We start from the raw sequence: 23,041 nt of genomic DNA, 5'->3' as shown, positions 1-23,041 counted from the left end.
CGGTGAGATGCATGGTGTGGCCGTTCGACCTGACCTGGGACGAGGTGGACCCCGCGCGTCATCCGTTCGACAGCGTGGCGGCGGCGCGGGTGGTGCGATCGCTCGGTCCGGCCCGATGCGTGCCGAGCCCGCCCGATGTGTCGCGCATCGATCCGGCGATGAGTGCCTGGAGCCATGGCGAGGGCGACCTCTGGGCGAGTGCCGTGTCGTATGCCCTGATGGACCGTTACGGCCGCTGGGCCGTGGGCTGGCGCTGGGCGCACGACGAAGGGGACCTCGACGGCGGGCCCGTCGGGAGCTGGTGCTGTCCGCGGGACTCCGTCACCACCCCGGAGGAGACGCTCGACCGGGTCGTCGCCGCGCTGTGCGAGTGGCGGGCGTGGCTGGAGAGCCTCGCCGGGCGGTTCGAGGCGTACCCGCTGGATCCGGCCGCCATCGAGGACCAGCGGATCCTGTGGGAGCACGCCGCCCGGAACCTGATCCTGCAGGTCGTCGACCGCACCGGCTGCGGCAGCGGCTGGTACGGGCATTGCCGGCAGGTGCTCACCTGGTTCCTCGACCGCTGGGGAATCGCACCGGACATCGCCCGGGACCTCGTCGACGAGGCGGTCGGCGGGCGGTTCCGCAGCTGGACCACCCCCGCCACCGTGCTGGTCGACGACGTCGCGGAGCGCCTCGCGCTCGCGCTGCCGGCATCCGGCGGACCGCGGTCGTCCGCCGGGCCGACGGCCGGCCCGGCCGTCGACCACCTGGAGCGCTGGCTCGCCGTGCGCGGGACCGTGGCCTGGCAGGAGGCCGTCGACCACGGCGGGGAGGGACCGGTGACGGCGGTGCGGGACGGCGCGGCCGAGGACATCCGCGCCTTCGACCGCGCCCTGGACCCGGCCCGCGCCGAGGGGCTGCTCGCCGCGCTCGAACGGCTCCGGGCCGACGCGGCGCACGGCGCGCCGCTCGGCTTCGAACTGCTTCAGGGCTGGCAGCAGCACGTCCTGGGCACCGCGCGGCCGCCCGCGTTCCGCACCCGGCCGGCCTTCGCCAAGCGCGGCCGGGAGCGCTACGGCATCGCTCCGGACACCCGGGCCCGCCTCGACGCCTGCCTGGCCGAGAGCGCCGAGGACCGCGGCACGCCGCTGCCGCTGACCGCCCGCGCCGCCCGTGCCTACCTCGACGTGTGCTTCTTCCACCCCTTCGACGACGGCAACGCCCGTTCCGCCTTCCTCGCCCTCGTCTTCGTCCTCGCCCGCGAGGGCGTCACGCTCGACGGAGTCAGCCTGCTCCGTCGCGTCACCTTCCAGGCCGACGACCCCCGGGACGCACTGACGCTCACCAACTACATCGGCGTCCATCTCGCGGAGACCCGGCGCCGCGCGGCCTCCCCGGCCTCCTGAGCGGTTCCCCTCCGATCAGCGGGAGGTCTCCTCCCCGGCCTTCCGGCCCCAGACGGTGAGCATGCCGGCCGACAGCGCGGCGCACTCCTCGGAGGCCAGGTACCGGACCGCCTCGTCGACGGCCGCGTCGTCGACCAGGCCGGTGGCGCGCATCGCCGCCCGGCTCCGCTCCCAGGTGTCCGCCCAGAAGCGGCTGAGGGGACTGCCCGGCAGCAGCGGCGGCACATGGATCTCGGCGGCGACCGACCCGAGCCCCGCACGGCGCAGCAACTGCGGGTACGACGGCACCCAGGAGACATCGGTGCCGATGGTGGCCCGCAGCCCCTGCCACATCGCCCGCATCACCGTCGTGTACGGCGTACCGGGAGCCCGGTCGCTCGTCAGGTCGACCGCGTCGCTGAGCACCAGCACACCGCCGGGTGCGACGAGTCCGGCCAGCGTGGCGACCAGGCGCTCGTGCGCGGGCAGGTGCATCAGCACGAACCGCGCGTGGACGAGCCGGAACCGGCCGCGGACGGCGTCCGGGGCGGTGATGTCGGCCTCCCGCACGTCCAACCCGGGCCGTTCGGTCAGGAAGCGCACGTCGCGGTCCACGGCGAGCACGCTCGTCACCCCGGCCTCGTCCAGCAGCCGACCGGAGACCGTGCCCGTACCGGCCCCCACGTCGAGGCAGCGCCAGCCCGGACCGGCCCCGAGGGCCCGCAGCCGCGCCATGGTGATGTCGTCGTAGGCAAGGGCGCCGAAGTCGATGCGCTCGCCCTCACCGGCCTGTTCGGGCCGGAAGACGGACTCGCCGTAGCGGCCGCCGCCCGGCGCGGTGGTCACGCCGCCGCCGGCGTGACACGCGGGCCGGCGTCGGGCAAGGGCAGCCGGAACAGCGGGTCGTCGAAGAGTTTCATGGCCGGGCCTTCGCACGTGTGTGTGGGGGAGGGGCGGCGACACCGGGGCCGCCGTTCCCCCGATCCTCCGGCGGCGCCCGCCCGCACGGCCGAGGCGCGCCGCACGAACGGCTGATCGGCCCAAGGGCCGGGGCGCGTGATCCGCGAAACCCGCCCGGTCCCCGACCGGTCAGGGGGCCCGGCGGTCAAGGCCCGGCCGCCGGATCTCCGGCAGATGGGCGGCTGATACAACTATCTTCGCCGCACACCAGTCGTGCCGGGGGTGACCGTCACGGCGGAACACGTTCGGGCAATCCAACCGGCCAAGAGGATCAGGGTCGCCATGCCACACATCACCGTCGACTACTCCCCGCGGATCGCCGACTCCTTCGACCCGCGGGTCTTCGCGGCGGAGCTGCAGCCGACGGTGCTGGAGGGGAGCGGTTCGGCGGGTACCTGCAAGACGCTGTTCCGGCAGGCGGCCGAGGCCCGTGCGGTCGACCGGTACGGCGACGCGGCGGCCTTCGTGCATGTGGAGGTGGGGCTGCTTCCCGGACGGTCCGACGCGGTCAAGGCCCGGCTGTCCGAGGACGCGCTGGCCCTGCTGGAGAAGCACCTGGGGGTGGGTACGACCCAGGCCGTGGTCTGCTCCGTGGAGGTGCGTGACCTGGCCGGGTCGTACCGTCTCCGGACTTTCTGAGCCGGCCGTCAGGCGGTGTGCAGCGCACTGCGCAGGACGGCGACGGCCTGGTTGATCGCGGCTTCGGCGGCGTGGGTGTCGCGCAGGGCGTTGAGCATGACGAAGTCGTGGATGATGCCCTGGTAGCGGACGGCGGTGACGGGGACGCCGGCGGTGCGGAGTTTGTTGGCGTAGGCCTCGCCCTCGTCGCGCAGGACGTCGGCCTCGCCGGTGATGACGAGGGCCGGGGGCAGGCCGGTGAGCTGTTCGGTGGTGGCGCGCAGCGGGGAGGCGGTGATCTGGGCGCGTTCGGTCTCGTCGGTCGTGTACTGGTCCCAGAACCACTGCATGCCGTCGCGGCGCAGGAAGTAGCCGGTGGCGAACTGGTGGTAGGAGGCGGTGTCGAAGCTCGCGTCGGTGACCGGGTAGAAGAGCACCTGCTGGAGCAGCGGGAGGCCGCCGCGTTCCTTGGCCATCAGGGTGAGGGCGGCGCTCATGTTGCCGCCGACCGAGTCGCCGGCGACCGCGATCCGGCCGGCGTCCAGGCCCTTGGTCGCGCCCTGGGCCGCGATCCACTGGGCGACGGCCCAGTTCTGCTCGATGGCGACCGGGTAGCGGGCCTCGGGTGAGAGGTCGTACTCGGGGAAGACGACGGCGGCGTCGGCGCCGGCGGCGAGTTCGCGGACCAGGCGGTCGTGGGTGTGGGCGTTGCCGAAGACCCAGCCGGCGCCGTGGATGTAGATGATCACGGGGAGCGGGCCGGTGGCGCCGGCCGGCTTGACGATGCGGGCCCGGACGCTTCCGGTGGGGCCGCCCTCGACGGTGATCCACTCCTCGTCGACCGCGGGCAGGGCGATCTCGCCGGACTGCACCTCGTCGACGGCCTTGCGGCCCTCGGCGGGGGCGAGGTCGAACAGGTAGGGCGGGTTCGCGGTGGCCTCGACGAAGGCCTGGGCGGCGGGCTCCAGCACGGGGCGGGCGGGCGTGGCGTCGGTCATGACGGCCTCCTCGGTTCGGGTGCAGCGCACAGGGGCCGGCGGTCTTCGCCGGGGTGGCGGCACGAGAAGAACAGTAGCGTACGATGAAGTCGTGCGCTACTTATCTTGGGTCGATCTATTTGTGTCCGATACAATCGGATGCGAAGCATTTGGGCCCCATGGGGTCGAGGGGACCGGAAAGCTAAGGTGGTGGACGCCCGTGAACGCCGCAGGAACCACCGGAACCACCGGAACCAGGAGTCGCCCCGTGGACCGCACCGCCGCCGAGCCGGCCGAGGGCTCGCTCCTCCTCGACGACCAGCTCTGCTTCGCGCTGTACGCCGCCTCCCGCGCGGTGACCGCGCGCTACCGGCCGCTCCTGGACGAACTGGGACTGACCTATCCGCAGTACCTGGTGATGCTCCTCCTCTGGGACCAGGACTCGGTGTCCGTGCGCGAGCTCGGCGCCGCGCTGCAACTGGAGTCGAGCACGCTCTCCCCACTGCTGAAACGCCTGGAGGCGAGCGGGCTGGTCACCCGGGAACGGCGCCCCGACGACGAACGGTCCGTCGCCGTCCGGCTGACCGAGGACGGCGCCCGGCTCCGGGACCGCGCCCGGTCGGTCCCCGTCGCCATCGGGGACGCCATGGGCCTGACGCCCGAGCAGGACGCCACGGCGAAGCAGCTGCTGCGCCTGCTCACCACGAACGTCTCCGAAGGCTGACCGCCCCTCACGCCCGGCTCGACATGTCCTCGGTCCGCACCGCCATCGAGGCCCGCACGGACACCGCGCCGCCGCCGTCCACCGACTAGGCTCCGGGCATGCGGATCTCCGTCTCCTCCGACATGGACGAACCCGTCGCCCGCCTCCTCGTCGAGGAGCTGCGCCGCCGCGGCCACGAGGTGCGCACGTACGGCGCGCTGGAACCCGGCGCCGACCCGCAGTGGGCCGTCTGCTCGGAGGCGGCCGCCCGTGACGTCGCCGCCGGCGCCGCGGACCAGGCGGTGGTGTGCTGCTGGACCGGCACCGGCGCTTCGATCGCCGCCAACAAGGTGCCCGGCGTCCGCGCCGCCCTGTGCACCGACGCGTACACCGCCGACGGCGCCCGCCGCTGGAACGACGCCAACGTCCTCGCCCTCGGACTGCGCCTGACCTCGCAGCCGGTGCTCAAGGAGATCCTCGACGCCTGGTTCACGGCCACGCCGAGCCAGGACGCCGACGACCTCGGGAACGTGGCCCGCGTCGGGTGGCTCGACGCGGGCCGGGGGCTGGCCAGGGACTAGGGCCTGTCTGACAATTCCCGTCTGCTTCGCGACGCCATGCACGCACTCTCGCCGCACCGGGTGCAGACCCAGGTACGTCCAGTACGAGGGCCTGCGCCCGGCACGCCGAGAGCACGCACCTGACGCCGCGAGGCCGCCCTCCGGGCGACGACGGGAATTGTCAGACAGGCCCTAACCGGAGGGCGGTGCGGTGGGCTGTCCGGGGGTCAGTGGGCGCCGAGCCCGCCGCCGCCGAACGAGCCGCTGGAGCCCTGACTCCACCGCGGCCGGTCCTTCGACGCGCTCGGCCTGGTCTGCTGGTTGCTGAGTTCGTACGGGGTGAGCGGACGGCCGCCCTTGGGCATCACCGGGATCTCCTCCGACTCCCGGTTCTCCCGGACCTCGCCCACCGCGCCCTCCGGCGGCAGTTTCGGCTGCTCCTCGGGGCGCGGCCGGGGCGACTCGCGGTACTTGACCCGGTTGCCCAGCCAGAAGCCCCCGGCGAGCATCGCCAGCACGGCCACGGCCACCACGAAGAGCGCGAGACTCAAAAGGCCGCTGGGAGCGGCCAGCTGCATCGGTTCCGTACTCATAGCAAAGGGATACCCCACCCAGAACGGTATGAACCGGACGTACTTGGTGACTGATCGCACACAGCGGGCGACAGCGGGAGGCAGCAGCCAGAGGAGGCGGCGGCCCGGGCAGCCTGCCGGGCGTCGTCAGTGCGGATCGTCGGGTACGGAGACCGGGCAGAGGCGGCAGCGCACGTCGACCACGCCCTCCACGGCGCGGGCCAGCCGTTCGGCGACCGGCGCCGGTTCCGGGCTGTCGATCCAGCCGGTCAGGGTGACGACCCCCTCGGAGACCTCGACCCGGATGTGGTCGGCGGAGAGCGGGAACAGTCGGTCGACGACCTGCCGGCGCACCTCCTCGGTCAGTTCCTCGTCCGCACGCAGGAACACCTTCAGCAGGTCCGCCCGGCTGACGACGCCCTTGAGCACGCCCTCGCCGTCGACGACGGGCAGCCGCCTGACCCCGCGCCGGGCCATGATGCGCGCGGCCTCCGCCAGGGTGGCGTCGGCGTGCACGGTCACCGCGGGCGCGTTCATCAGCTCCCCGGCGGTCACCCCGACGGCCTTGGCCACGTCGGCCGGCCGCGCCCGCCCGACGAACCGGTCCGGGGCCCGGTCCCGGAACCCCTCCTTGAACAGCAGGTCGGCCTCGGACACGACGCCGACCACCCTGCCCCCGCCCTCCAGCACCGGGAGGGCACCCACCTTCCACCGGTCCATCAGCGTGACGACGTCCTTGAACGGCGTGTCACGGCGGACGGAGACGGGGGTGCGGGTCATCACGTCGCCGACGGTGTGCGGGCTGCCGTGCATGGTTGCCTCCTCGGATCCCGCCGATCACGAGAGGGCGGGAAGGACGCCATCCACTTCTCGCGGATCCTGATTGCGCGGTGCGCAGCCGTGGCCGGCCGCTTCTCCGCGTCACTGCGGGTCCTTCCCGTCACCTCCAGCACACCACGGGAACGCCCGCTCCACCAGGGCCGACCGGCCCGGAATTCACCGTTCCCCGCAAGCGCGGCGGCCGGCGGGCCGTGTCATGCCGCCGGCCGCACTTCTCTGGCGGTGCGGCCGCCGGTCGCGCAGCGTGGAGGAGGGGGCCGGCCGAACGCCCCAGGAGAGGTGCAACGCATGGACAGGGATGTCACCGAGCGGCGGGTCGTGGTCGGCGTCGACGGCTCGCCGTCCTCCTACGCGGCCCTGCGCTGGGCCCTGCGGTACGCCGGCCTCGTCGGCGGCGTCGTGGAGGCGGTCACCGTATGGGAGCTGCCGGGGCTGTACGGATGGTCGGGGCCCGCCGTGGACATGGACGTCGACGCGGAGGAGGCCCGGGACCGGATGCGGCAGGAACTGACCGACGTGCTCGGCGCGGACCAGACGGACTCGGTCCGTTCCCACCTGGTGCACGGCAACACCACCGACGTGCTGCTGCGGGCCGCGGAGGGCGCCGAGGCCCTGGTCGTCGGCAGCCGCGGGCGGGGCGGGTTCGCCCGCGCCCTGCTCGGTTCCGTCAGCCAGCAGGTGTCCCAGCACGCCACCTGCCCGGTCGTGATCATCCGCGCGGAACAGGACTGATCCGGGGCCCGTGCGCGCGGTGTTTGCCGGCGCCGCGTGCTGGTTACCCGGGCCGCATGACTTGGACGTCTTCCCAGCAGGACGTGTACCGGTTCCTCGAGGACCGGTTCGCGTGCGCCCAGGCCTGCGCGGAGTGCGCCCGGATGTGCGTGCTGCGGGCCGGCGTGCTGGATCCGGGCGGGACCGCCGAGGCCGAACGGTACCGCCGCACCGGCATCATGTGCGCCGAGGTGTGCGACGCCACCTGCCGGGCGCTGACCGAGGAGACCGGCCGGGACGCGGCCGCTCTGCGCGTCCAGCTGGCGTGGTGCCGTACGGTCTGCCTCGACTGCGCGCGGGTCTTCGACGCCAGGCCCGGCGCCGAGCCGAGCGCGGCCGCCTGCCGGGCGTGCGCCGCGGCCTGCACGGACTTCACGGCGGCGCTCGGCTGACACCGGGGGGCCCGGAAGCCGACACCGGGGGCCCGGAACCGGCGATGCCGCCGCCCGGTCCGGCACGGGCGGCGCCGAGGAGCGACCGGCGGTCCCCGAGCAGCTGAGGAGTGACCGGCGGTCCCCGGGCAGTCGATGAACGACCGGCAGTCCCCGAGCAGGGGACCGGGCCTGCCCCAGGAATGGGGACTGCCCAGTGATCGACGGCCGGAACTACCGTCGGAGCGCGCGCAGGTGGCCGTTCTCCGGCGGTCGTCGGCCGCCACCGGCGCGCTCCGTGGCCCGTCCTCGTCGGCTTTCGCTAGGAGCCCATCGCCGTGAACAGCGGTCTTCTCACCATGCCCGCGGTCCGGTCCGCTGCCGCCGCACCCCGACCTCCCGAAGCAGCACTGACCTGGACCGATCCCGTCACGGGACGCCAGGGCTTCCTCGTCATCGACCGAGCGGACGCGCCGACCGGCGACGAACGCCGACGCGGAACAGCGCCGCCCCGGCCGGGCTCCCGACGGCCGGGGCGGCGCTGCGCGCACACGCCGTGCGCATCGAGGCGGACCGGCCGAGGGATCAGACCGCCCTCGCCCCGGCGATACGCATCGTGCCCGAGGTCTCCGTCATGCCGGTGAAGCGGAAGCCGGCGGCGTCGAAGAGCGCCGACAGTTCGCCCTCCGTGCGTTCGCGGCCGCGGGTGAGGGCGAGCATGATGACGTCCATCGTGAGCGCCGCCGGGGTCGGCCGCTCGTCGGGCAGGACGTTCTCGATGACGAGCAGGGTGGCTCCGGGGGCGGCCGACTTCCGTATCGTGGCGAGGATCCGCGCGGTCCGTTCGTCGTCCCAGTTGTGCAGGACGTGCATCAGGACATAGGCGTCGGCGGCGGGCATCGTGTCGAAGAAGTCCCCGGCGTGCAGCGCGAGACGCGGGTGGTCGGGGAAGGCCAGGGCCTCGACGACGCTCGGCCGGTCGAACAGGACGCCCTCGGCGCCGGGCACGGTCCAGGATGCCGCGCAGCAGGTGGCCCCGGCCGCCGCCGATGTCAGCGATGACGCCGAACGGCGTGAAGTCGTAGGCGTCGACGACCGCCGGGACGTCGGCAGCCGCCTTGGAGGTCATGGCGTGGTTGAAGATCTCGGCTTCGTCGGGCCGCTCCTGCAGATAGGCCCAGACCCCCTCGGCTTCGAGCACCTCGATGGCCGGCTCCCCGGTCATGACGGTGTGCTGGAGCACCGAGAGGCTGTCCAGGTGCATCGGCAGACCCATCAGACCGAGCAGCGGGCGTGCGCTCATCGGATGGTCGTCGCGCAGGACGCGCGACGCGGCGGTGTGCGCGTAGCCGCCGTCCCGCTCCTCGAAGACGCCGTACGCGGTGAGCAGGCGCAGGACCCGGTCGAGCGCGCCGGGATCGGCCCCGCAGGCCGCCGCGAGCTTGCCCACGGGGACGGGTTCGTCGTCGATGCGGTCGGCGACGCCGATCTCGGAGACGACCTGCAGGCAGCGCGCCGGGTAGGCGCCGTAGGCGAGCGCGTGGATCATCTCGGAGGATTGCTGTGTCATGACGGGCAGGGCTCCATCTCGTCGGTGTGACACGCCACCACCACCCGGGTGCGGGGCCCGGTGGCCCGCCGGCCGGGCGGCACGGATGCCACGACCGGTCACGTCCGGATCGCGTGGGACAAGAAGGTAGGAGCGGGGGTCCGACGCCCGACAGGTCTTCGTTCGGGGATCTGTCGATGTCCCCGTGGTGCGGCCTTACGGTGTCGACCGGCATCAGCCAGGGCCGCGGCACGCTTCCGGGCCCGGATCCCGGACCGAGAGGCGGCCGATGAGCTCGCACCGCATCGGGTTCGACCGCGGCGCGGTGACCGTGCCCGCCGGAGAACCGCCCCTGTACGGCACGGAGCCGCCCCGCACCGCCGGCCGCGCGCGTGCCGCGTCGGCCGGACGGGGGCCGGCCCGTGCCTGACACCGCCAGGGTCCTCTTCGTGCCGGGCGCCGCCGCGTGGGGGCCGTACAACGCGCTGCGGGCCATGGCCGAGGTGGTCCGTGACCGCGGCCGGCGGCCCGTGTTCGCGATGGACGGCAGCTTCCGCGGGGTCGCCGCCGCGCACGGATTCGACGAGGAGGTGTACGACGCCGCGCCGCCGCCCGCCGACCCGGCCGCGGGCGGCCCCGCGACGTGGGCCGCCTGGATGCGCGGGAACGCCGTGCACTTCCGCGGCTCCACCCTGGAACAGCTCCGCACGGTGGTCCGGCCGCAGTGGGCCGAGCTGGCGCGGGCCGCCGAGTACGCCCACCCCCGGCTGCGCGCCATCATCGACGAGGTGCGCCCCGACCTGATCGTGGTGGACAACGCCGGCGCGGACCCGTCCGTGGCCGCGTCCGGCATCCCGTGGGTGCGGTCGGTCTCGGCGAACCCCCTGGAGCTGGCCGGCCCGGACCTGCCGCCCGCCTTCTCCGGCTACCCGCTCGACGACCGGTCCGGCTGGGACGCCTTCCGCGCCGAGTACGCGGCCCTGCACACCGGCCTGCACGCCGAGTTCGACGCCTACTGCACCGCGCAGGGCGCCCCGCCGCTGGAACCCCTGCGGTTCTCCCACGACTCGCCCTGGCTCAACCTCTACACCTACCCGAGCGCGCTCGACTACCCGCGCCCGGCGGAGTTCGCGCGGCGCTGGCACCGGCTCGACACGGCGGTCCGCACCGGCGAGCGCCGGTTCCGGGTGGACGACCACCTGCCCGGCACCGGCCCCGTGATCTACCTGTCCCTCGGCTCCCTCGGTTCCCTGGACACCCGGCTGCTCCAGCACCTCGTGGACGTCGTCGCCCGCACGGGGCACCGCACCATCGTCTCGACGGGCCCCTGCCACGACGAGTTGACCCTCCGCCCGAACATGTACGGCGAGCCGTTCCTGCCGCAGCCGAACGTGCTGCCCGGATGCGACCTCCTCATCACCCACGGGGGCAGCAACACCGTCAGCGAAGGCGTCAGCGCCGGTCTGCCGATGATCGTCCTCCCGCTGTTCCGGGACCAGTACGACAATGCGCAGCGGGTGGCCGACCTCGGTTACGGCGTCCGGATGGACGCCTACGGCTTCGACCCCGAAGTGATGGTCGGCACGGTCGAGGGGCTGCTGGCCGACACCGGCCTGCGGCAGCGTCTCGCCGAGGTCCGTGAAGGCATCCGCCGCGCACCGGGCCGCGCGACCGGCGGGACGCTGATCGCCGACCTCGCGGCATCGGTCGCCGGCCTCCGATGACCCGCCCGGCGGCACCACCTCGATGAGACTCGCCCTCGCCCGACTCGACCTCGAAGCGGGCGACTTGGGCGAGGGCGCGACGGCCCGGGCCGGCGGGAACCGCCGACCCGATGCCTGGCATCGGCGATGCGCATTTCCGCCGCACCGCCGGGCTGCCTAGCGTGACGGCAGTACCGTCCCGACCTCAGCCTCCCGCGTGCCAGAAAGAGGAGCGCCGCCATGAGCCAGCCGCCCCGCCGGATCGTCACCGGTCACGACGAGACGGGCACCTCCGTGTTCCTCTCCGACGGCGAGCCGCCCGTCGTCCGCACCGCTCCGGACGGCGCCGCCTTCTACGAGATGTGGAACACCGACTCCGTACCGGCGCCCCTCGCGGCGGTCGAGGCCGAGCCCACGGAGCGCGACCTGACCGTGCCGCCGGCCCCCGGCGGTACCAAGATCCGCGTCAACGAGTTCCCGCCGGGCTGTGTCTCCCCGACGCACCGGACCCAGACCGTGGACTACGGCATCGTCCTGGACGGCGAGGTCGTGCTCGTCCTGGACGACTCCGAGCGGGTGCTGCGTGCCGGAGACGTGGTGATCCAGCGCGGCACCGACCACCGCTGGGAGAACCGCACGGACACGGCGGCCCGGATGGCGTTCGTCCTCGTGGACGGCGTCTTCACCGAGCCGCTGCTGAAGGTCCTGGGCCCCGAGGTGCTCGGCTCCCTGCACGGCAGCCCGCTGGCGCCTGGCCAGTCCTGACACCGGTCGCGGCGGGCCCCCGCCATTCCCAATTTCTGGAACACGTTCTACGGTGTGCGCCGTCAGGACCGCCCTTGGGGAGCCTGGAGGCGCCGTGCACCTCGACCACACGCCCGAGCAGCAGCGGCTGCGCACCGAACTGCGCACCTACTTCGCCGGCTTGGTGCCGGAGAACGCCTACGCCCGCTACGCCGACCCGGCCGCGCAGAAACGCTTCTACCGGGAGACCGTCCGCCGGCTGGGAACCGACGGCTGGCTCGGCGTGGGATGGCCGAAGGAGTACGGCGGCCGCGGCCTGACCGCGATGGAACAGTTCATCTTCTTCGACGAGGCCGCCCAGGCCGGCGTACCGCTCCCGCTGATGGCGCTGAACACCGTCGGCCCGACGATCATGCGGTACGGCACCGACGAGCAGAAGTCGTACTTCCTGCCCCGCATCCTCTCCGGCGAGATCGACTTCGCCATCGGCTACAGCGAGCCCGACGCCGGCACCGACCTCGCCGCCCTGAAGACCCGGGCCGTCCGCGACGGCGACGAGTACGTCGTCAACGGCCAGAAGATCTGGACGACGAACGGCGACACCGCCGACTGGGTCTGGCTCGCCACCCGCACCGACCCCGGGGCCCCGCCCCACAAGGGCATCACCATGCTCCTGGTGCCGACCACCGACCCCGGCTACTCCTGCACCGTCATCAACACCCTCGCCTCGCACGACACCACGGCCAGCTACTACGAGAACATCCGCGTCCCCGTCGCCCGCCGGGTCGGCGAGGAGAACCACGGCTGGCGGCTGATCACCAACCAGCTCAACCACGAGCGCGTCACCCTCGCCGCCCACGGCACCATGGCCATCCGCGCCCTGCACGACGTGCAGCACTGGGCCATGGAGACCAAGCTCGCCGACGGCCGCCGGGTGATCGACCTGCCCTGGGTCCGCCGCCGCCTCGCGCAGACCCACGCCCGCCTGGACGCCATGAAGCTCCTCAACTGGCAGATGGTGACCGCCGTCCAGGAGGGCACCCTCACCCCGCAGGACGCCTCCGCCGTCAAGGTCTACGGCTCCGAGGCCCGCCGCGACGCCTACGCCCGGCTGATGGAGGTCGCCGGCGCGGCCGGACCGCTGAAGGAGGGCTCGGCCGGCGCGGTCCTCCACGGCGACCTGGAACGCGGCTACCGCTCGGCGGTCATCTTCACCTTCGGCGGCGGCAACAACGAGATCCAGCGGGAGATCATCTCGTGGATCGGACTGGGGATGCCACGGGTACGGCGTTAGCCTGCTGTGACGAGGATTTTTGGTTGGCACAAAAAAGGGATAGTTGGCACCAAGATCACGAGCGTTCTCCGAGATGGCGGTGCATCACCTCGATGCAAGCAGCTTGGGCGGCGTCTGATCGGTCCCGCGGATACGGGCCCCCAGGTTGATGCCGCTGTCGGTGGTGATCGGGGGGTTGCTGCCAGGCGAGGCTCATCTGTGCGCCGGTCTTTGCTCCGGCCGTTGTCACGAGGGTCGCGCAGGGGCCCGCGACGGCCGACGCCTCGATGTGGAGCTATGCCTGGTGAAAGGCCATCCGGGCCAGGGGCCGTGCATGCCAACGCCTTCGCTCTGCGGCTGAGGCCTTCGTCAACCGTGACGACAGGCTCCCCGGTCTCATCTCGCACAGTTGGCACACCAACCATTTACGACTACTGCGCTCTTGGGTTTTCTCAGCTTGTTCGTCCGTTCGTCCTTGACGGATTGCGGACGGCTGCGGATATCCGCCCGTCCTCGTCGCACTGCTGCGGCGGCGCGATCGCTCCCGGGCAGGGCTCACCCACCGGGCGTCGGACTCTTCGGCACCACGCACGCCTGGGACCCGGACTCCGGTTGCTCCGCGCCAGGCATCCGCCTCCGTCGTACGGCGCGATGGGCGCCTGCTTCCCACCGCCTGCGTCGAGGGTTTCGCCCTCGGCGCGGCGGCCGCGGTCGTGCAGGGTCGTTGCCCGCCGGCAGAGCGGGACGTGCGCCAGTCGGCGCAGCACGCTGTCGCGCGGCACTCCCGGGCAGCCGCAGGCATGGCGCCAGTCGTCAGGGTCGACCACTCGGCAGAGCAACACGGCGTGGTCGGGATGTAACTTTGGCCGACCACGTCCAGGCCGAGGTCATCCAGCCGGCGGTACGTCGTCACGTCAGCAGGGCAGAAGGCAGCGTCATGCACGAGCCCAGGGCGCAACCGCTGCTGGTCGTCCGGTGGCGTTTGGCCGATCAGGCGCGGTCGTGGAGCGTGATCTGGTAGCCGTCGGGGTCGGCGAAGGTGAAGGTCCGGCCGAAGGGGCCGTCGATCGGTGCGGAGACGATGGTGTGACCGTCGGCGACGAGCGCGTCGTGGATGGCCTGGACGTCGGTGGCGTGGAGCCAGATCGCGGCACCGATGCCAGGCTGGGTGACGGATGCGAGGTCGGTGCCGGGAATGGCGTCGCGGATGGCGAACGCGATCGGCTTCGTCTCGAAGACGACGGCGTGCGCAGGTCCGGCCGGCGAGCGGACGAGGCCCAGGTGCTGCTCGTAGAACGCCTGCGAAGCGTCGAGGTCGCGCACTTGGAGCGAGATGAAGTCGGGGCCGGTGGCGGGCATGGTGACGCTCCTTCTCTTCGTGTCAGTTTTCTGACATGCATCAAGCTATGTCAGAATGCTGACATGGGTCAAGAAGGTGTCGGCGTCGACCTGGAGACGTCACTGGGCTACCTGCTCAAAGAAGCGTCGAGCGCCCTCCGCGCGGCCATGGAGGAAGTGCTGCGGCCGCTCGGGATGAGCGTGACGCACTACTCCTGCCTCGAACTGCTGGCGCAACGACCGGGCTTGTCGAACTCCGAGCTCGCGCGGGGCGCGTTCGTGACACGGCAGACGATGAACGTGCTGCTCCAGGCCCTGGAACGAGACGGCTACGTGACCAGGCCTGCGGAGGCACCCGTCGGGAAGGCGCTGCCCACGCGGCTCACGCCTCGCGGCCGACAAAGCCTCGAGAAGGCGAGCGCAGCCGTCCGGTCCGTCGAGGCCAGAATGCTGGCCGGCCTGACCGGGACCGAGCAGTCAGACGCGTTCCGGATCCTGCAGAGGATGATCCATTCCCTGCACGGTGACAACGAGGGTGCATAGCTCGTTCCGCAGCGCACGTCTCGTCGCGCTCGGACAGGAGTGCAGCCGAGCCTGAGCTCCGTGTCGGCGACCTCGAAAACCGACAGCTCACACTCTCCTGGTGCTCGTTCTTGTGGTCTCCACCGGGTCAGAGGCGGCCGCGGCGAGCGACTTCGCCGAGCCAGGCCAGGCTGGCCTTGGGCTTGCGCTCGAAGGTCTCGCGGTCGACGGCGATGAGACCGAACGTCGGCCTCCAGTGACCCCACTCGAAGTTGTCCAGGGCGTCTGGCCGGGCGCCGAGTACGCCGTCACACCGCACCTCGACCGGCTGGCGTCGCAGGGCGCACGCTACGACAACGCCTTCGCGACCGCGCCCGTCTGCTCACCGTCCCGGTCATCCGTGATCACCGGGTGCTATCCGACGGCGATCGGCACCATGCACCACCGGACGAAGGCCGTACCGCCTCCCGAAGTCCGGCTGCTTCCCGAGTACTTCCGGGCGGCCGGCTACTACACGACGAACAATTTCCTGACGGACGTCCAGGTGACGGTTCCAACGACGGTCTTCGACGAATGCCGCAGGACCGCCCACTGGCGGAACCGGCCGACGCCGGACACGCCGTTCTTCGCGTCCTTCCACGGGTTCATCACCCATGAATCCCAGATCTACGTCGACGACGAGCAGTTCGCGGCCAACACCCGCCACGTGGCCGACGGACACCGGCACGACCCCGCACAGGCTCCGCTGCCGCCCTGCTACCCCGACACCCCCGTCTTCCGCCGGGCCTGGGCCCGCTACTCGGATCTGATCACGGAGATGGACCATTCGGTGGGCGAGATCCTCCAACAGCTGGAGGAGGACGGACTTGCCGAGTCGACCGTCGTGGTCTTCTGGAGCGACCACGGGCTGGGCATGCCCAGGGGCAAGCGCTGGGTCACCGAGTCCGGCCTGCGGGAGCCCCTCCGCATCCGCTGGCCGGGCAGGATCGCGCCGAACACGGTGCGCGAGGAACTCGTGAGCCTGATGGACCTCGCACCGACCATGCTGTCGATGTGCGGAATGCCCGTGCCCCAGCACATGCACGGCGTACCGCTCCTCGACGCCGCCGGCACGATGGCGGACGCACCCCACGAGTACGTCTTCGGGGCCCGCGACCGCATGGACGAGCAGGAGGACAACTCGCGCTCCGTCCGCGACAGCCGGTTCCGCTACATCCGCCGTCTGCATCCCGACCGGTCGTCCATGCAGTACTGCAGCTACCCGGATCACCTCGCGACATGGCGTTGAGTTCCGCGAACTCAACGCCGCCGAAGCCGAACAACTGGCCAACGGCGAGCCACGCGACAAACTGACGCCCCTGCAGCGCAGCCTCGTCGCGGCGTCCAAGCCCGAGCTCTACGACCTCCTCGCCGACCCCCACGAGCAGACCAACCTCGCCGGCGACCCGCGCTACGCCGAAGACCTCAACCGGCTGTCCGCCGCCCTCACCGCACGGTGCGAGAGCGTCGGCGACCTCGGCGACGCCCCGGAGGACGAACTCGTCGAGGCCTGGCGCCCCGGCGGGAAACCCCAGGTGACCGACACACCGCGGGCACGCCTCGTCGACGGCACGGTCCAGGCCGACTGCGCCACCCCGGGTTCGTCCCTCGGCTGGTCGTACGTGTTCGCGGGTTTCCTGCCCGCGGCCCTGCGCCGTGTCTCGCCCCGTCCGCCGCACACGCCCTGGTGGTGCGGTGTCACCGGGGCCGGCTGGTCCAGGCCGGCAGGGCCGGGCAGCTCGGTGGCCGACCGGGACGACCATCCCGTCGTCCACGTCTCGTGGAACGACGCGATCGCCTACTGCCACTGGGCCAAGGCCAGGCTTCCCACCGAGGCGGAATGGGAGTACGCCGCACGAGGCGGCCTCGTACAGCGCCGCTACCCGTGGGGCGACGAACTCGATCCGGAAGGCGAGCACCGGTGCAACATCTGGCGCGGGACATTTCCCACGAAGAACACCGCTGCCGACGGCTACCGCGGCACCGCGCCCGTCCACGCGTTCAAGCCCAATGACTACGGCCTGTACAACATGTGCGGCAACGTCTGGGAGTGGTGCGCGGACGCGTGGACCGTCGACCACGGCCGCGCAGGGCGCGTCACAGTCGGCCTCACCGGTGCGCCGGCAGAAGGCGAGAAGGTGATGCGCGGAGGTTCGCACATGTGTCACGACTCGTACTGCAATCGCTACCGAGTCGCGGCGCGCACCGCGAACAGCGCCGACAGCTCCGGCGGGCACATCGGTTTCCGCTGCGTGGCGCTACCGACGGACTCTCGACCCACTTCCCGGTGAGCGCGCGGCCTACCACTGTCGGGCGGCCGGGTCGTCGATCTCGTCGTCTGTCGGGAGATGGCCGTGCCGCTGGTAGGGCATGTCATCCGGATGCCGTTCGAGCCGGGCACGCCGCCAGGCCGCATCGAAGGACAGGCCGCCCTTGCTGGTGCGTGCCAGCCGCCACGCACGCCAGCTCGGGAGAGGCGAGAGCAGCCACCGCAGCGTCGAGACGCTCACCGGACCGCCTTACGGTCGCGCGCGGTACGAATGCCTGCTGCTCTCTTCATGACTCACCCCCCGCGGCCCCGGCACCGTGGCCGTTGAGCAGGGCTTGTGCCTTCGCGGCGTGCTGTGGTCCGGGAAGCTGGAGAGGAAGTCCCACAGTACTTCGACCGCCTCGTGCTCGACGGTCCGTTGGTCCTCGGGCCGGTGCTTCGCGAATACCTCGGCGAGTGTGTCCAGGTTCGTGGCGAAGGTCGGGAGCTGGGACCAGTCGGCGCTCTCCCGCTCGATCCACCGCACCAACAACGCGGCGGGCTCCGTCAGCTCGACGGCCAGAGCGTCGGTCTTCTGCTTGCGCAGGATGTCGGTCACGCCCTGTCGGCGTTGGGCGGCCAGCAGTGCGCTCAGACCTCGTCCGCCGCCGCCCTGAGCGCGGCACGCACTGCTCCGGCGATCTCGTGGGCCGGGCCCGGGCAGGGCGGGTCGGTGCTGACCGTGGCCGTGATCCGGGCGGTGAATCCGATACCGGGACAGACGCTGCGCAGCCGCGCCTCGAAGCGGGTCAGACCGTGGTGCACGGCCTTGCGGGCACGGCGGCGCGCCCATCGTGCCGACGTCATGGATCAGGACTCCGCGCAGGCGTGCTCGTGCGCCGAGCCCAGCGTGGACAGAGCATCGGGCAGCCGGATGGTCCTTGCGCAGGTCGATCACGGCCGCGCTGTTGGCGACACCGGGTTCACCGAAGAGAAGGGCCGCGATCGGCGTGGACCACAGGTGATCCAGGATGACCCGGTTGAGGATCTCCGTCGTGAGCTCGGTCGGTACGTGCTCCGTCCTGCGTACGTCGGCCCACGCGTCCAGCAACCGTCGGCACTCGGCGTCGACCCGGGTGTCGGCCAGGGCCACGTTCCCACCTTCTACCAGCGCTTCCCTGACGTGCTGCTGCCGCTCGGCGGCCGCGAGCATGACCTGCAGGACATAGGGGTCGACGCTCGGGTCCAGCAGGGACAGGAACGCCCGATGACCAGCCAGGTGCTTCTTCTCGGTGGCCCATTTCATGACCGTGCTCCACACCCGCGGCAGCAGGCCTTCACGGGCGGCGATGTCCCGCAGTGCCCCCTGCGCCGTCCGCACGGCTTCGTCAGCGACAGGCCGGTCCAGGATGTGCCGCAGGCGGACGAGGGCCTGGCGCGGATAGTGCTCGGCGAACTCGCCCTGACAGACCAGGGCGACGACGGTGGCGACGGCCTCCGAGGTCTCCCGCGCCGAGTCCAGCAGGAGAGCGCGAACCTGTGCACCCAGGGTGTCCGACTCGGCGGCGACGGTCAGGAAACGGGCGATCAGAGCCCGGTGCTCGGGGCTGTCGGCACCGTCGCCGATCCAGGCGTGGACCTTCTTGACGACGCGGATGTCGTTCTCGGCGACGGCCAGGATCCACGCTTTGGCCTGCGGCCACCGCCTGATCTTCTGTCTTCACACATCGGTGATCACCGGTGGCTGCACCCGTTCCGGAATCAGCCCCGGCCAAGCAAGATCGGGATCTGGGCCCGAGCACCAGCTCTGGAGTTGGATCGGCTGATGGACATGTCCTCCCGAGAGATCCGCGTGCCCCTCAGCGAGGTCGTCGCAGTGCTGCAGGACCTGAACGAGTTCGTCGTTTCGCTCGACCGACTCGGATCTCGTCAGGCATCCGGGACCGCCGACGAGCACTCCGTCGGCAGATTCATCGCCGACTGGGATGTCGCTCGGCGATTGGCCCGCGCTCGACGCGTCATCAGCGTCGCGCTGGATGCACAACTGAGCGAGGAACACAACGCCGCGATCGACGCCCTGTGCGATCAAGGCCACTTCTACGGCACGGACGGCGCCATCAGCCCCTCCAACGACCGGTCCAGCTGAGGCAGCAAGCGCATCGGACCGGACCAATCGAGGCGGGGATCAGCGGTACGGGACCGGGCACCCGACCAACAAGATCGCGATCTGCAGCTGGAGTATGAGGGAACCGTCCCGACGTGCTGGGCCCTCACTGATCAGTCGAGCAACGGCTGACTGGCCACTGGGATCGCGTGGGCCCTGTGATGAGGAGCTGAAGGGCGGTGATCTGGGCGGGCCGGGCGGGAAAGTCCTCGATGCGCTCACTTCGGCAGGTTCGTCGATAGACGGGAGACCGCGAATCCCCCTTTCGAGTGAATGATCCGGCGGAGCTCCGGGAAAGATGTGGGGGTGGCTCCCGTGGTTGGGGATGCTCGGTCGCAGGCGGCCGCAGGAGAGAGGCGCCTTTCGCCGTGCGGGGCAGGATGGTCCATGAATCTGTACCAATGTGCCAAGTATCCTCGGCAGACCGCTCCTCGTACTGCTGAGGCTGGTTGGCAAAAGCGCAGGTCAACGTGATGCTCCGGAGACACCTAGCGGCTGTGGTCACACCTGCCGGTATGGACGGTGATGCCGGACTCTTCACCCCCGACTCCGTGACCTGGCACCTGCACGGCGACCCCATCATGTGGATCGCCGGCATCCGGGCGCTCTACCTCCAGGCACTGCACCCGCGCGCGGTGCGCGGCGTCATGGAGAACTCCGACTTCCGCAGCGACGCCTGGGGCCGCCTGATGCGGACCGCGAAGTACGTGCGCACCACCATCTACGGCACCACCGAGGAGGCCGAGCGGGCCGGGGCCCGGGTGCGGAAGATCCACAGTATGCTGGGCGCCACCGACCCCGGCACCGGCGAACGGTACGGCGTGGACGAACCCGACCTGCTGCTGTGGGTGCACTGCGCCGAGATCGACTCGTACCTGCACGTCGCCCGCCGCTCGGGCATCCCGCTCACCGACGCACAGGCCGACCGGTACGTCGCCGAACAACGCGCCCGCGCCCGCCTGGTGGGCCTCGACGCCCACACCGTACCCGGCGACCGGGCGGCACTGGCCGCGTACTTCGAGTCCGTACGGCCGGTACTCGCCGTCGGAGCCGACGCACGTGCGGTGGACGAGTTCCTGCTCCGCCCGTCGACGCACCCCCTCCTGATACCGGCGCGCGAGGTGCTGTGGCGGCGCGTGGCCCACCTCGCGTACGCCTCTCTGCCGCCGTACGCCCACGCGCTGTACGGCAGACCGGCCCCGGAACCCGCCGTCGTCACCCGCCGACTGCGCGCCACCGGCACCCTGCTGCGCTGTGTTCCCGCACGTCTGCGCTGGCAACTCCCGCCGAAACACATCCTGGACGCCATCGCGAGGCTCGGCCCGGACGCGCGCCCCGCACCGTACAAAGTCGGGCGATAGACAGCCATACTGGGCGAGCAGGGGGGTGTCACGGACCGCGACGGGGGGCGACGGCGCGCGATGGCTGACAGCAGGCTGGTCCAGGGGAGGTACCGGCTGCTCGACCTGATCGGGCGGGGCGGGATGGGCGAGGTGTGGCGGGCCCGCGACGAGTCACTCGGACGGCAGGTCGCCGTGAAGTGCCTCAAACCGCTCGGCCCGCACCACGACCAGGCGTTCACCCGCGTCCTGCGGGAGCGGTTCCGGCGCGAGGCGAGAATGGCCGCCGCGCTCTCGCACCGTGGGGTCACCGTCGTCCACGACTTCGGCGAGCACGACGGCATCCTCTACCTGGTGATGGAACTGCTGGACGGCCGCAACCTCAGCCAGCTCATGGAGGACAACAGACACCACCCGCTGCCCGTCGGCGACGTCGTCGACATCGCCGATCAGGTCGCCGCCGCCCTCGCCTACACCCACCAGCAGGGCATCGTGCACCGGGACCTGAAACCGGCGAACATCATGCGGCTCACCGACGGCACCACGAAACTCTGTGACTTCGGCATCGCCCGCCTCGGCCACGACATCGGCTTCACCTCCCGCCTCACCGGCACCGGCATCGCCATGGGCACCCCGCACTACATGTCCCCGGAGCAGATCGGCGGCACCGAGCTCGACCAGCGCAGCGACCTGTACTCACTGGGCTGCGTTCTCTACGAGATCGCCACCGGGGCACCGCCGTTCGACCTCGACGACGCCTGGGCGATCCTCGTCGGCCACCGCGACACCCCGCCCGCCCCGCCGCGCAGCCACCGCCCCGAGCTGCCCGGCTGGTTCGAGAAGGTCGTCCTCGACCTGCTGGCCAAACGGCCGGAGCAACGACCGTACGACGCCCGGGAGCTGGGCCGCCGGATCACCTCCGGGCGGACGACACCCACGTACGTCCCGACCGTCGTCACCGCGCAGCCCCGGTTCCGGCCCCCGGAACCGGCCGCCCGCGAGCCCCGGCTGCCGTCCTGGACCCAGGGCATGACCACCGGCCACAAGGCGACCGGCGCCGCCCTGCGCACCGCCCCGCCCGACCCCGGGGCCGGACTCTCCGGCGAGTGGATCGCCCGCCCGGCCACCGGCGTCGCGGAACCGCTCCCGGCGGTCCCCGCCCCCTCCCCGGAGACCCTCGCCGCCCTCGCCGGCCGGCACAACGCCGGGCTCAGCCTGGGACGGCTCGGCCGCTGGGCCGAGGCGGGCGAGGTGCACCGCGCCGTCGCCGCCGAACGCACCCACCTCCTCGGCCCCGACCACCCCGACACCCTGGCCAGCCGCTACGAGATCGCCTTCACCCTCAGCCGCACCGGCCGCGCCGCCGACGCGCTGCGCGAGTACACCGAGGTCGCCGCCGCCCGGGAACAGGTGCTGGGCGGCGACCACCCGGACACCCTCGCCGCCCGCCAGGAAACGGCCTACGTGCTGGGCCAGTTGGGCCGCCACTTCGACGCCCACCAGGTGTACACGGCGGTCCTCGCCGCCCGGCAGCGGCTGACCGGCCCCGACCATCCGGACACCCTGCGCTGCCGCCACAACCTCGCCTTCAACCTCAGCAGGCTGGGCCGCCTCGACGACTCGTACCGGATGGCCCACGACGTGGCCGCGGCCCGCGCCCGGGTGCTCGGCCCGCAGCACCCCGACACCCTGGTCACCCGTTACGAAGTCGCCTACGCGCTGGGCCAGCTGGGCCGCTGGGAGGAGGCCCTGCAGACCTACCGCGAGGTCGCCGACGCCCGCGCCGGGGCCCTCGGACCCGACCACCCCGACACCCTCGCCGCCCGCTACGAGGTCGGCATCAGCCTCGGCCGTCTGGGCCGCAGCGCCGACGCGCTCACGCTCTACCGCGCCCTGATCGACGACCGCACCCGCGTCCAGGGCCCCGCCCATCCCGAGACCCTGCGCGCCCGCCACGGCCTCGGCGTCAACCTCGGCCGCCTCGGCCGCTGGGAGGAGGCCCTGGCGGAATCACGTGACGTGTGCGCGATCCGCGAGCGGGTCCTCGGCACGGACCACCTCGACACCCTGGTCAGCCGCCGCGAGGTGGCGGTGAGCCTGGGGTGGCTGGGGCGATGGGCGGACGCGCTGACCGAATACCGGCGCGTCGCCGCCGCCCGGGAACGCGTCCTCGGCTCCGACCACCCGGACACCCTGGCCAGCCGCAACGACGAGGCGCACTGCCTGGAGCAGTTGGGGCGCGAAGCCGAGGCGGTGGAGCTGTACCGGAGGGTGGCGGTCCTTCGCCAACAGCGCGCATCCGGAGGCCGCCTGTGAAGCGCCCCGTAAGGGGCGCGGGGCTGTGACATATGCGGCTCCGCAGCGTGGGCGCGACCAGCCACA

General features: G+C 72.0%; 24 protein-coding genes and 3 pseudogenes. 16 read left to right on the top strand and 11 right to left on the bottom strand.

Annotated features, from left to right (window positions below; all coding sequences use genetic code 11):
• Nucleotides 1–11: 11 nt before the first annotated feature.
• A complete protein-coding gene (locus SSP29_RS23990; RefSeq protein ID WP_089102815.1) occupies nt 12–1,388 on the top strand; it encodes a Fic family protein in 1,377 nt (458 codons plus the stop codon).
• Between the two features lie 15 nt (nt 1,389–1,403).
• On the opposite strand, the gene SSP29_RS23985 is transcribed toward SSP29_RS23990, so the two are convergent.
• Nucleotides 1,404–2,213 (bottom strand): class I SAM-dependent methyltransferase, encoded by an 810-nt coding sequence (locus SSP29_RS23985; protein WP_089102814.1) that lies wholly within the window; start codon nt 2,211–2,213, stop codon nt 1,404–1,406.
• A 396-nt stretch (nt 2,214–2,609) separates the two neighbouring features.
• On the opposite strand from SSP29_RS23985, the gene SSP29_RS23980 reads away from it, so the two are divergent.
• Entirely contained in the window at nt 2,610–2,966 is a 357-nt protein-coding gene (locus tag SSP29_RS23980) for a 5-carboxymethyl-2-hydroxymuconate Delta-isomerase (RefSeq protein WP_089102813.1), read from the top strand.
• An 8-nt stretch (nt 2,967–2,974) separates the two neighbouring features.
• On the opposite strand, the gene SSP29_RS23975 is transcribed toward SSP29_RS23980, so the two are convergent.
• The gene (locus SSP29_RS23975; RefSeq protein WP_089102812.1) at nt 2,975–3,943 is read right to left on the bottom strand and encodes an alpha/beta hydrolase; all 969 of its coding nucleotides are present in this window, start codon (nt 3,941–3,943) and stop codon (nt 2,975–2,977) included.
• A gap of 247 nt (nt 3,944–4,190) precedes the next feature.
• Between SSP29_RS23975 and SSP29_RS56175 the strand changes: the two genes are divergently transcribed.
• Both SSP29_RS56175 and SSP29_RS23965 read left to right on the top strand, forming a co-directional pair.
• Complete coding sequence (locus tag SSP29_RS56175) at nt 4,191–4,646, top strand: MarR family winged helix-turn-helix transcriptional regulator (RefSeq protein ID WP_089102811.1); 456 nt, start codon at nt 4,191–4,193, stop codon at nt 4,644–4,646.
• A 98-nt stretch (nt 4,647–4,744) separates the two neighbouring features.
• The gene (locus SSP29_RS23965; RefSeq protein WP_089102810.1) at nt 4,745–5,206 is read left to right on the top strand and encodes an RpiB/LacA/LacB family sugar-phosphate isomerase; all 462 of its coding nucleotides are present in this window, start codon (nt 4,745–4,747) and stop codon (nt 5,204–5,206) included.
• 206 nt (nt 5,207–5,412) lie between these two features.
• Here SSP29_RS23965 and SSP29_RS23960 read toward each other — a convergent pair whose 3' ends face one another.
• Together SSP29_RS23960 and SSP29_RS23955 are read right to left on the bottom strand one after the other, a co-directional pair.
• On the bottom strand, nt 5,413–5,778 hold the full coding sequence (locus SSP29_RS23960) for a DUF6479 family protein (RefSeq protein ID WP_150134789.1): 366 nt from the start codon (nt 5,776–5,778) through the stop codon (nt 5,413–5,415).
• 126 nt (nt 5,779–5,904) lie between these two features.
• Nucleotides 5,905–6,570 carry a CBS domain-containing protein gene (locus SSP29_RS23955; RefSeq protein WP_089102808.1) on the bottom strand — a complete coding sequence of 222 codons (666 nt, stop codon included), beginning with the start codon at nt 6,568–6,570 and terminating at the stop codon, nt 5,905–5,907.
• 315 nt (nt 6,571–6,885) lie between these two features.
• On the opposite strand from SSP29_RS23955, the gene SSP29_RS23950 reads away from it, so the two are divergent.
• Nucleotides 6,886–7,329 carry a universal stress protein gene (locus tag SSP29_RS23950; protein WP_089102807.1) on the top strand — a complete coding sequence of 148 codons (444 nt, stop codon included), beginning with the start codon at nt 6,886–6,888 and terminating at the stop codon, nt 7,327–7,329.
• A gap of 56 nt (nt 7,330–7,385) precedes the next feature.
• Nucleotides 7,386–7,760: a four-helix bundle copper-binding protein gene (locus SSP29_RS23945; protein WP_089102806.1), complete on the top strand. Its 375-nt coding sequence runs from the start codon at nt 7,386–7,388 to the stop codon at nt 7,758–7,760.
• A gap of 564 nt (nt 7,761–8,324) precedes the next feature.
• On the opposite strand, the pseudogene SSP29_RS61570 reads toward SSP29_RS23945, so the two are convergent.
• Nucleotides 8,325–9,288: pseudogene (locus tag SSP29_RS61570) on the bottom strand (methyltransferase).
• 289 nt (nt 9,289–9,577) lie between these two features.
• Here SSP29_RS61570 and SSP29_RS58590 point away from each other — a divergent pair.
• The 4 genes from SSP29_RS58590 to SSP29_RS23920 all read left to right on the top strand — a co-directional run bounded on the left by SSP29_RS58590 (nt 9,578) and on the right by SSP29_RS23920 (nt 13,029).
• Nucleotides 9,578–9,718, top strand: a complete 141-nt coding sequence (locus tag SSP29_RS58590) for a hypothetical protein (RefSeq protein ID WP_167449989.1) — start codon at nt 9,578–9,580, stop codon at nt 9,716–9,718.
• Nucleotides 9,711–11,012, top strand: a complete 1,302-nt coding sequence (locus SSP29_RS23930) for a nucleotide disphospho-sugar-binding domain-containing protein (RefSeq protein ID WP_150134788.1) — start codon at nt 9,711–9,713, stop codon at nt 11,010–11,012. Before SSP29_RS58590 ends, SSP29_RS23930 begins: the two co-directional genes overlap by 8 nt.
• Nucleotides 11,013–11,231: 219 nt before the next feature.
• Nucleotides 11,232–11,756, top strand: coding sequence for a cupin domain-containing protein (locus SSP29_RS23925; RefSeq protein WP_089102803.1), 525 nt, complete (start codon nt 11,232–11,234; stop codon nt 11,754–11,756).
• A 94-nt stretch (nt 11,757–11,850) separates the two neighbouring features.
• Nucleotides 11,851–13,029 carry an acyl-CoA dehydrogenase family protein gene (locus SSP29_RS23920; RefSeq protein WP_089102802.1) on the top strand — a complete coding sequence of 393 codons (1,179 nt, stop codon included), beginning with the start codon at nt 11,851–11,853 and terminating at the stop codon, nt 13,027–13,029.
• A gap of 677 nt (nt 13,030–13,706) precedes the next feature.
• Here the strand turns inward: SSP29_RS23920 and SSP29_RS59900 are convergent.
• Together SSP29_RS59900 and SSP29_RS23910 are read right to left on the bottom strand one after the other, a co-directional pair.
• Nucleotides 13,707–13,951: pseudogene (locus tag SSP29_RS59900) on the bottom strand (ISL3 family transposase); the annotation flags it as partial.
• Between the two features lie 47 nt (nt 13,952–13,998).
• Nucleotides 13,999–14,367 (bottom strand): VOC family protein, encoded by a 369-nt coding sequence (locus SSP29_RS23910; RefSeq protein ID WP_089102800.1) that lies wholly within the window; start codon nt 14,365–14,367, stop codon nt 13,999–14,001.
• Nucleotides 14,368–14,430: 63 nt separating this feature from the next.
• Between SSP29_RS23910 and SSP29_RS23905 the strand changes: the two genes are divergently transcribed.
• Complete coding sequence (locus SSP29_RS23905) at nt 14,431–14,889, top strand: MarR family winged helix-turn-helix transcriptional regulator (RefSeq protein WP_089102799.1); 459 nt, start codon at nt 14,431–14,433, stop codon at nt 14,887–14,889.
• Between the two features lie 127 nt (nt 14,890–15,016).
• Here SSP29_RS23905 and SSP29_RS59895 read toward each other — a convergent pair.
• A pseudogene (locus tag SSP29_RS59895) lies at nt 15,017–15,151 on the bottom strand (glycoside hydrolase family 1 protein); the annotation flags it as partial.
• Between SSP29_RS59895 and SSP29_RS59360 the strand changes: the two are divergent.
• Together SSP29_RS59360 and SSP29_RS59355 are read left to right on the top strand one after the other, a co-directional pair.
• On the top strand, nt 15,125–16,156 hold the full coding sequence (locus SSP29_RS59360; protein WP_167449988.1) for a sulfatase family protein: 1,032 nt from the start codon (nt 15,125–15,127) through the stop codon (nt 16,154–16,156). The pseudogene SSP29_RS59895 and the gene SSP29_RS59360 sit on opposite strands and share 27 nt — an antisense overlap.
• Nucleotides 16,157–16,442: 286 nt before the next feature.
• Nucleotides 16,443–17,198 carry a formylglycine-generating enzyme family protein gene (locus tag SSP29_RS59355; protein WP_245883179.1) on the top strand — a complete coding sequence of 252 codons (756 nt, stop codon included), beginning with the start codon at nt 16,443–16,445 and terminating at the stop codon, nt 17,196–17,198.
• A 9-nt stretch (nt 17,199–17,207) separates the two neighbouring features.
• Here SSP29_RS59355 and SSP29_RS23890 read toward each other — a convergent pair whose 3' ends face one another.
• Genes SSP29_RS23890 through SSP29_RS23880 form a run of 3 tightly spaced genes read right to left on the bottom strand, consistent with a single transcriptional unit; the run spans nt 17,208 to nt 18,022 of the window.
• Nucleotides 17,208–17,417 carry a hypothetical protein gene (locus tag SSP29_RS23890; RefSeq protein WP_089102796.1) on the bottom strand — a complete coding sequence of 70 codons (210 nt, stop codon included), beginning with the start codon at nt 17,415–17,417 and terminating at the stop codon, nt 17,208–17,210.
• Nucleotides 17,418–17,426: 9 nt separating this feature from the next.
• Nucleotides 17,427–17,774, bottom strand: coding sequence for a hypothetical protein (locus tag SSP29_RS23885; protein ID WP_089102795.1), 348 nt, complete (start codon nt 17,772–17,774; stop codon nt 17,427–17,429).
• A gap of 32 nt (nt 17,775–17,806) precedes the next feature.
• Nucleotides 17,807–18,022 carry a hypothetical protein gene (locus tag SSP29_RS23880; protein WP_089102794.1) on the bottom strand — a complete coding sequence of 72 codons (216 nt, stop codon included), beginning with the start codon at nt 18,020–18,022 and terminating at the stop codon, nt 17,807–17,809.
• Between SSP29_RS23880 and SSP29_RS23875 the strand changes: the two genes are divergently transcribed.
• The 3 genes from SSP29_RS23875 to SSP29_RS23865 all read left to right on the top strand — a co-directional run bounded on the left by SSP29_RS23875 (nt 18,021) and on the right by SSP29_RS23865 (nt 22,975).
• On the top strand, nt 18,021–19,301 hold the full coding sequence (locus SSP29_RS23875; RefSeq protein ID WP_089102793.1) for a hypothetical protein: 1,281 nt from the start codon (nt 18,021–18,023) through the stop codon (nt 19,299–19,301). The genes SSP29_RS23880 and SSP29_RS23875 overlap by 2 nt on opposite strands.
• A gap of 533 nt (nt 19,302–19,834) precedes the next feature.
• Nucleotides 19,835–20,680, top strand: coding sequence for an oxygenase MpaB family protein (locus tag SSP29_RS23870; RefSeq protein WP_089102792.1), 846 nt, complete (start codon nt 19,835–19,837; stop codon nt 20,678–20,680).
• 60 nt (nt 20,681–20,740) lie between these two features.
• Complete coding sequence (locus tag SSP29_RS23865; RefSeq protein ID WP_089102791.1) at nt 20,741–22,975, top strand: serine/threonine-protein kinase; 2,235 nt, start codon at nt 20,741–20,743, stop codon at nt 22,973–22,975.
• Nucleotides 22,976–23,041 lie beyond the last annotated feature (66 nt).

It is taken from the genome of Streptomyces hyaluromycini (assembly GCF_002217755.1).
GTDB classification, from domain to species: domain Bacteria; phylum Actinomycetota; class Actinomycetes; order Streptomycetales; family Streptomycetaceae; genus Streptomyces; species Streptomyces hyaluromycini.
The sequence above is the reverse complement of the archived record's forward strand: the minus strand, read 5'-3'. Positions and strand labels throughout refer to the sequence as shown.

Bases quoted from the DNA above. Each gene is read 5' to 3' on its own strand.
- SSP29_RS23925 (WP_089102803.1), top strand. From the start codon at position 11,232: ATGAGCCAGCCGCCCCGCCGGATCGTCACCGGTCACGACGAGACGGGC.
- SSP29_RS23975 (WP_089102812.1), bottom strand. From the start codon at position 3,943: ATGACCGACGCCACGCCCGCCCGCCCCGTGCTGGAGCCCGCCGCCCAG.
- SSP29_RS23990 (WP_089102815.1), top strand. From the start codon at position 12: ATGGTGTGGCCGTTCGACCTGACCTGGGACGAGGTGGACCCCGCGCGT.
- SSP29_RS23945 (WP_089102806.1), top strand. From the start codon at position 7,386: ATGACTTGGACGTCTTCCCAGCAGGACGTGTACCGGTTCCTCGAGGAC.
- SSP29_RS23905 (WP_089102799.1), top strand. From the start codon at position 14,431: ATGGGTCAAGAAGGTGTCGGCGTCGACCTGGAGACGTCACTGGGCTAC.
- SSP29_RS23875 (WP_089102793.1), top strand. From the start codon at position 18,021: ATGGATCAGGACTCCGCGCAGGCGTGCTCGTGCGCCGAGCCCAGCGTG.
- SSP29_RS23960 (WP_150134789.1), bottom strand. From the start codon at position 5,778: ATGAGTACGGAACCGATGCAGCTGGCCGCTCCCAGCGGCCTTTTGAGT.
- SSP29_RS23950 (WP_089102807.1), top strand. From the start codon at position 6,886: ATGGACAGGGATGTCACCGAGCGGCGGGTCGTGGTCGGCGTCGACGGC.
- SSP29_RS23955 (WP_089102808.1), bottom strand. From the start codon at position 6,570: ATGCACGGCAGCCCGCACACCGTCGGCGACGTGATGACCCGCACCCCC.
- SSP29_RS23865 (WP_089102791.1), top strand. From the start codon at position 20,741: ATGGCTGACAGCAGGCTGGTCCAGGGGAGGTACCGGCTGCTCGACCTG.
- SSP29_RS23880 (WP_089102794.1), bottom strand. From the start codon at position 18,022: ATGACGTCGGCACGATGGGCGCGCCGCCGTGCCCGCAAGGCCGTGCAC.
- SSP29_RS23910 (WP_089102800.1), bottom strand. From the start codon at position 14,367: ATGCCCGCCACCGGCCCCGACTTCATCTCGCTCCAAGTGCGCGACCTC.
- SSP29_RS23980 (WP_089102813.1), top strand. From the start codon at position 2,610: ATGCCACACATCACCGTCGACTACTCCCCGCGGATCGCCGACTCCTTC.
- SSP29_RS23965 (WP_089102810.1), top strand. From the start codon at position 4,745: ATGCGGATCTCCGTCTCCTCCGACATGGACGAACCCGTCGCCCGCCTC.
- SSP29_RS58590 (WP_167449989.1), top strand. From the start codon at position 9,578: ATGAGCTCGCACCGCATCGGGTTCGACCGCGGCGCGGTGACCGTGCCC.
- SSP29_RS23870 (WP_089102792.1), top strand. From the start codon at position 19,835: ATGGACGGTGATGCCGGACTCTTCACCCCCGACTCCGTGACCTGGCAC.